This is a genomic window from Calditrichota bacterium (assembly GCA_013151735.1).
Classification (GTDB): Bacteria; Zhuqueibacterota; JdFR-76; order JdFR-76; family BMS3Abin05; genus BMS3Abin05.
The window spans coordinates 1-7,516 of the sequence record JAADHR010000034.1; the positions used below are offsets into that span (position 1 = coordinate 1).

Sequence of the window (7,516 nt, forward strand, 5' to 3'; positions counted from 1 at the left end):
CCGTCAATTTTTGCTTACAATAGGCACGCAGTTCCTCGGTGGTCAAATGATGCCCTTCGCGCAGCACCACCCAAGCCTTCACCGCCTCGCTTTGATAGGCGTCCGGGACACCGGCCACCCCCACTTCAGCCACGGCCGGGTGGGCCGCAATCACCTCTTCCACCTCCCGCGGCCACACCTGAAATCCACTGGGCTTAATCAGGTCCTTTTTGCGGTCGACGATGTACAGGTAGCCGTCTTTATCCAGAAAACCGATGTCGCCCGTGTACAACCAACCGTTCCGAATGGTGGTGGCGGTTTCTTCCGGATTTTTCCAGTATCCGGCCATGAGTTGCGGGGCACGAAGCAGGATTTCGCCCACCTCCTCGGGTTGTAATTCTTTTGTGCCCGTTTCGGTGTCCACAATTTTGATTTCCACATCCGGCAGGGGAATACCCACCGCCCCCGGCTTGTAGGTGCCATGAACGGGCGTAATCACGCCTGCCAGCATGGATTCCGTGAGGGCGTAGGCTTCCACAATACGTCCGCCGGTTGCTTGCTCAAAACGCTGTTTGGTTTCAAGCAGCAAAGGAGCCGCGCCGGAAATACAGAGTTTCAGGGAACGCAAATTCGCCTTCTTTTTCACCACTTTGGGGTGATTCAGCATGGCATTGAACAGCGTGGGGACAGCCGGCATGAAAGCGGGCTTTTCTTTTTCGATACTGGCAATCACGTCGTTCAAATCGCGGGGATTGGGCACCAGAACCAGCGGGTGGTGCCCCACAATGGCCGTAGCCATTGATCCGGCCTGGGCATAAATGTGGAAAAGGGGCATTAAGGCCATTATGGGATCGGTCCATTCCAGACAGATGGCTCCAAACCAGGCCTGAAACTGTGTGCCGGAAATCACCAGATGTTTGTGCAGACCCAGGGCCGCTTTGGGCGTTCCGGTGGTGCCGCCGGAAAACATGAGCAGTGCCGGGTCGTCACCATCAACCTGAACGTTTGGTTCGGGAAGCGCCGTGCTGCTTTTTAGAAAGGCGTCAAAATCCTGGTCGCCGTCCCGAAGCCTTGGTCGGTAGCCTTCCTTTTTCTCCTTAAATAGGGTGAATAAAAATCGCAGCATCGGCGGGAGAAATGTCTTAATATTGACCGTAAGAATCCGCCGCAAACGGGTTTCCGTTTGAACGGCTTTCACTTTCTCGTAGAAGGGAGCAAGCACCACCGCCAGTGTAGCCTCGCTTTTTTGGAATGCCAGAAGGAGTTCGCGTTCCGTGTACAGGGGATTGAGCGGCGCGACCACGGCTCCTGCTTTCCACGCGCCAAATTGGGCAATGAGCATTTGTGGCGAATTGGGAAGTAAAAGCCCCACGTGTTCTCCTTTTTGAAGTCCCCAATGGGCCACTCCTGAAGCGAAGTGACGACTCAAGGCATCAAACTGGGCGTAGGAGAGACGCGCACCTTTGAATGTCATGGCCGGAAGCTGAGGGCGTTGTCGCGCCGTTTCGGCCACAATGTCCAGCAGAGTTTTTTCCGGATAAGGCTGAAGTGAATGCGGCACCCCCTCATCGTAATGGTTGAACCAGGGTTTGGGTTCCATGGGACACCTCCGTATTTAATTCCAAATTAAGCACATCGGTTGATTTTGTATGAAGATATATTTTAACTCAATTGGGGTCAGGAGCAGGGTATGACATTCCATAGAATCCGGATTCTATCTCTTTATTAATATACGAATAAGCATTCGCCTGATGCACAAAAATTATTTGATTTTTGTAAATATTCGGATTATCTTTTTATTAATTAATGACTTATTGCAATCAATATTGCATGTCATTTACAATAAAAGGGGAAAACCTTGATTTTGCAAAATGATAATCCGCGTCCCTCAAGGGCCGAAGAAATCTCCCGATTACAAAGGGCGCTCCTATTTCTGGTGAAGCCGCTGTGGGCGGCCGGAAAAGAAGAGCAACCGAATTTGGTGAAAAAACCCACTTTCGTCGTGGAGCCATTTTTTGTCAAAATATCCGAAAAGGGCGCCGTACGCCACATGAGCCAGCGTCACGGTAATCGGAAAACCCCAGCCAAAATCCACGCCGAATCGCCCCACACCGAGAGCCACAGTTGCGGGACCTGCCATGAAACCAACAGCGATAAACAAAGCCAGAACAATGCCATAGTACCAGCGGATGTGTCCGAAAAGCACCGCAAGCACAATGCCAAAACTTGCGCCGTTCCAGAAATGGTAGCTCCATCCGGCAAGGTTCGATGCCAGATTGGGGCCTTCTGAAAAACGATTCAAAATCATAACACCCATCAGTTTGGGCATGTCACCGGGCATACCGCCTAATCGAAATCCGGTTTCACGGACGACTTCCAATCCCACCGTTCCAATAATTCCGGCCAATGCGCCTGCCAGAACCGTTTGCACCAGCACGTTTTCATTTTTCCACCGGGCGAGGAGAAGCGTCAGTGCCAGGAAACCGATGGAAGGGAAAAGGACCCGTACCACCAACTCGGACATATTAAAATACCCGGCCTGAGCAGCCACAAGCAGGTTGGGGCTGATACCTGCAAACAAAAGTACAAAAAGACTGAGAACAAGCGTCCGTGCCGTAATTTGATTTTTCATTTGATTTTCACTCCTTTATAAAAATTTTAAATTGATTCAAATCCTGCGAGTCAATTTTGCCTGTCCAATTAAAAAACAGGGTGGCGCACTGCAAATGCGCTCACCCTGCAGACTCGTTATTTCGCCAACATGGCCGTCAGTTTCGCCAGTTTGTTGTCGAGCATTTTGGCAGCCATTGCAACCGCTTTGTTCTTGAACGGCGCCAGTTGAGTCGACGGTTTGAAGTAATTCACGTAGGTGTTTCCGTCTTTTGCTTCGAAAATATTGATTCGGACGGGAATGGCAATGCCCACGCCGGGATCGGCTGAAAAAATCTTTTTCCCCATCGTGGGGTTGCCCACAAAGAGAGAGACCGCCTTCAGCTTCAGGCCGGTCATGGAGAGGATTTTGCCCTGATTGACCTGACCCAGGATCATCATCCCGTTTCCGGCGACCAGTTTTTTCACGCGTGCCACGGTCTCGCTGTAGGTGCCTTTTGCCTTAACCTGCTGCAGGTTCCAATCCTGGGCCGAGACCGGTGTGCTGCGGACAAGTCCGATGGCGAACAGAATAAGCGCCATTGAAAGCGCATGGCTTGTGATGATTCGTTTGATTTTCATGATGTGTCTCCTTTGGGTTGGTTTGAATTTCTTGATTTCATGTACAAGATAACCCAAAGGGAGGCAGAAATCTGTGAGGTAGCTTACAAAATACACAAAAATACTGAAGAAAGCGAACACACCCCGCTCCGCTAAGGCGGATCCCCCCTCTTGTTAGAGGGGATTTTTGTGGGTTTGGGTCATTGAAAAGGGTTGAGGTCTCAAAATTTTGGTGTTGCTCTGAAAAAAGAAAAAGCATGATTTTTTGCGTCTGTGTGTGTTAGCCGGAAAGTCCCCTCTAAAAAGAGGGGATTTAGGGGTGTGTTTTTTTAATTTTCCCCCATTCCAATTGTCCCATGGAAAAATTAGTGGGTCAAAAATTACCCTTCCGAAGCAGCCAATTTTTTCTGAAGTGCCTGTGGTTTCAGAAGCACAATTTTTCGTTTTTCGAAATCAATCAGGCCGCTTTCTTTGAGCTGATTCAGGTAGAGTGTGGTTGTTTCGCGGGTGGCACCCACCAGATTGGCGATTTCCGCGTGGGTCAGTTTCAGGTTGATTAAGATTCCCGAGGGGTTGGGAACGCCGTAGGTTGTGCGAAGATTCAGCAGCAGGCGAACCAGTCTGGTTTGTACGTTTCTGAAGATCAGGTCTTCGATCTTCATTTCCAATTGGCGGCGGCGAAAGCCGATGAGCTTGGTCAGACGAATCGCCAGATCCGGTTTCTTGGCCAGCAGGTCTTCAAAATTCTTTTTGCTGATCTCGCAAATGTAGGCATCTTCCAGGGTTTCGGCCATGTTGGAACGGGTGTCCGCGTCGAAAATCGCGGCTTCGCCAAAGATTTCCCCCGTATTCAAAACAGCCAGAATGAGCTCCTTGCCTTCCGCCGAAAGCCGGGCGATTTTCACCTTCCCCTTTTTCAACAGATACACGCGGTCTCCCGGATCGTGCGGCAAAAAGATGGGTTCTTTTTTTCCGTAGTGCTTCATGATGGAGACGTGATCAATGTAATCCATTTCTTCATCCGACAATCCCTTGAAAATATTGATTTTCTTAAGATACCAGATTTTTTCCATAGTCGCGCTTCCCGGGGTAGTCAAGTTAAAAGTGAGAAAATATCCGTTTTTTGCAAAGATAGTGAGGGGTCATTCTGGATTTAAGGTAGTGGAATTCCACAGAAAAATCAACTCTAAATCGAAAAGAGACCTACCGATCCGGCCGTTTCCCGATTACGAGAAGAAGCAAAACGATGACCCCGATTCCCATTGGAATGGTAATAAGCGGATGGAAATCCCATCCGGCGGGGAGGTACCCGAAAACAAGAGCGATTCCGGCTGCAGCCAGAGCATACGGCAATTGGGTCCGCACGTGGTCGATGTGATCGGCTGCCGAGGCCATGGACGACATAATCGTGGTATCGGAAATGGGGGAACAATGGTCGCCAAAAATTGAACCCGACAGCACCGCTCCGATGGTCCCCAATAAAATGGTGTGACTTAAGTCGGCACTGAAGAGCGCCGTGCCGGTCATTTTGTAGGCGATGGGAATCACAATAGGCGTAAGAATAGCCATAGTTGCCCAGGAGGTCCCTGTGGCAAAGCTGATGAATGCGGCAATGGTGAAAGTAATGGCTGGAAGAAGTCTGGGAGAAAAGAGTCCGCGGGTGGTTTCCACCACATAATCTGCCGTGTGTAAATCGGCGCTGATTTGTCCGATGGCCCACGCCAGCACCAGAATCACCATGGCCAGTACCATGGCTTTCACTCCGCCCAACCAGGCGGTAAAGGTTTCCTGAAGTGTAAGAATTTTCTGCGAAATGGCCAGAACGGCCGCCACCAGAATCCCCGTGACCGTTCCCCAGGTGAGCGCCGCAAACGAGTCGGCATTGCCGATGATTTCCCCGAAACGCACGTGCCCCGCGCTTTTTCCCAGAGCCTGCAAGCCGGTAAAATACATTCCGATAAACGTCACGACGATCAAAATCAGAATGGGGATAATCGCATTGTACCAACGAAGCGGAATATCAGCCTCTTTGTTCAGAATATCAAAGGATTCGGTGTCGGCAAGGGGCTGTGCATTTTTAGACAGGACAAATCCGGTGGAGAGACTGCGTTTTTCGGCTTTGTACATCGGACCAAAATCCCGCATGAGAAGCGCGACCAAAAAGACAAAGGCAATGGTGATCCAGCTGTAGTACGAATACGGAATGGTTTGCAGGAAAATGAAATAGGCGTCTTTGTGGAGTCCCAGGCTGTCAAACGCGGACTGGATGAGTCCCACCTGAAACCCGACCCAGGTGGAAATCACCGCCACACTAACCACCGGCGCGGCTGTGGAATCTACAATGTAGGAGAGCTTTTCCCTGGATATTTTCAGCCGGTCGGTAAACGGGCGCATGGTATTTCCGACAATCAGGGTGTTGGCGTAATCGTCGAAAAAGATGAACAACCCCATGGCCCAGGCCGCAATCTGTCCGCCTCGCGGCTTTTTGGCGAATTTGGATATGGCTTCCACAATGCCAGCGGTTCCGCCCGCCTTTGAGATAATGCCAACCATTCCCCCGAGACAGAGACTGAACACAATAATAGAAGCGTGAGAATGATCCACCAGAGAATTAACAATGTACGTGTCCAGAGATTTCAGGTAACCCGTGAGGATGTTATTGTTGTAAATAAAAATGGCACCCAGCCAGACCCCGGAAAAGAGGGAAATCACGACCTGCCGAAAAATCAGAGCCAGAAAAATGGCCAGAAGCGGCGGCAGAATGGTCAGGATACCCGGAATTACCCGGAGTGAAAAGCGGGCCCTTTTTTGGTCGCTTCGAATACGAAAGACCTGGGTACCACTTTTGGGGAGAACCGCATTTTTCAGGATAAGTAAGCCATTCTTAAAGGGGGGCGATTTCACGAGGGCCAGAATTTGGCCATTCTCTTCCACAAAGAGGTTCTCAAAAAAAGCCGGTCCCGTAAAGCTGAAATCCCGTTTGCCGTCCGGCGTTAGAGCCGTAATCTCCAGTCGAAAAGGAATTTTTGAAACGGCAAAGGCAGGAGCCTTGATTGTGAAGGCCTGTGGCCGTTGAACGGCGGAATGGGCTGCCTCAGCCGAAAGAACCGAGGGTAAGAGAAATAGTCCGATTAAAAGGTTCTTGAAAATGCGGTGTTTCATCGCGGTGAAATATCCTTGTTGTTTTTAGGGGATTCTACGTCCAGCTCCAGGCCGATGGGACAGTGATCCGATCCCATAACATGGGGAAGGATGGTTGCATTTTTTACCCGGTCAACAAAATTGTCGGACACAAAAAAATAGTCGATCCGCCACCCGACATTCCGGCTCCGGGCGCCGAAGCGGTACGTCCACCAGGTGTACTGGCCGGGTTCATCGGGGTGAAACAGTCGAAATGTGTCCACGTAGCCGTGTTCAATGTACCGGTCAATCCATTCCCGTTCAATGGGCATAAATCCCGATGTTTTTTCATTTTGCTTGGGATTTTTAAGATCGATTTCTGTGTGGGCTGTGTTGTAATCGCCGCAGATCACCAGATGTTTGCCCTGTGATTTCAGGTCATCCAAATATTCCAGGAGGTCGGCATAAAAGTGCAGCTTGTAGTCCAGCCGGCCCTGATCGCGCTGGCCGTTCGGAAAGTAGATATTGAACAGCATAAATTCCGGGTATTCCGTGACCAAAACGCGGCCCTCCCGATCGTAGGCATCGATTCCCAGGCCGTATTGCACGCGAACCGGTTCCTGTTTCGAAAATGTGGCCACACCACTGTACCCCTTTTTCTGGGCGGAATGCCAGTACACGTGGTACCCTTTTACCTCCAGAAGCTCATCCAGAAGCTGATCTTCCTGGATTTTGGTTTCTTGAATTGCCAGGATATCGGGATTTTCTTTCTCCAAAAAATCCCAAAATCCCTTTTTCAGAACAGCCCGAACGCCGTTTACATTCCATGACAGTAATTTCATTGTTTTATTTCCCGTAAAGATTAAATCCGGATTCAGAAATTCAATTCAGATCGATGCAATCGCGAATTCAGATTAAAAATTTTTTTCTCCGTGGTTCTCTTTTTTTCCTCTCTGAGGTTCTCTGTGTTGTTCTTTTGGGTTACACAGGGCACCACGAGGGGTGTTGGTCCCTTTTAGAGAAAATAGAACCCCTGACGATGTTTTTCTTAAATTAGAAAAAAGAATGAAAAAAGCAAGCGGAATTTGCGTGAAAAACGGTGACAGGTTTTGAAGTGAAGGAGTGGAAAATTCATAAATTTTCACTGCGAAGATCTTAACTCACGAAGGTTATTATAATTGAAATAATTAGCTGTCCAAAATCAATT

6 protein-coding genes are annotated in these 7,516 nt (G+C 49.5%); all 6 read right to left on the reverse strand.

Going from position 1 to position 7,516, the window contains the following annotated elements:
• A partial coding sequence (locus tag GXO76_02230; GenBank protein ID NOY76668.1) for a long-chain fatty acid--CoA ligase occupies nt 1-1,579 on the reverse strand: 1,579 nt, incomplete at its 3' end.
• Between the two features lie 327 nt (nt 1,580-1,906).
• Entirely contained in the window at nt 1,907-2,611 is a 705-nt protein-coding gene (locus GXO76_02235; protein NOY76669.1) for a hypothetical protein, read from the reverse strand.
• A gap of 116 nt (nt 2,612-2,727) precedes the next feature.
• A complete protein-coding gene (locus GXO76_02240; GenBank protein NOY76670.1) occupies nt 2,728-3,210 on the reverse strand; it encodes a DUF302 domain-containing protein in 483 nt (160 codons plus the stop codon).
• A 359-nt stretch (nt 3,211-3,569) separates the two neighbouring features.
• Nucleotides 3,570-4,262, reverse strand: coding sequence for a Crp/Fnr family transcriptional regulator (locus GXO76_02245; protein ID NOY76671.1), 693 nt, complete (start codon nt 4,260-4,262; stop codon nt 3,570-3,572).
• A gap of 130 nt (nt 4,263-4,392) precedes the next feature.
• The gene (locus GXO76_02250) at nt 4,393-6,351 is read right to left on the reverse strand and encodes a Na+/H+ antiporter NhaC family protein (GenBank protein ID NOY76672.1); all 1,959 of its coding nucleotides are present in this window, start codon (nt 6,349-6,351) and stop codon (nt 4,393-4,395) included.
• Complete coding sequence (gene xth, locus GXO76_02255) at nt 6,348-7,151, reverse strand: exodeoxyribonuclease III (GenBank protein ID NOY76673.1); 804 nt, start codon at nt 7,149-7,151, stop codon at nt 6,348-6,350. The genes GXO76_02250 and xth overlap by 4 nt, the downstream gene beginning before the upstream one ends.
• Between the last annotated feature and the right edge of the window lie 365 nt (nt 7,152-7,516).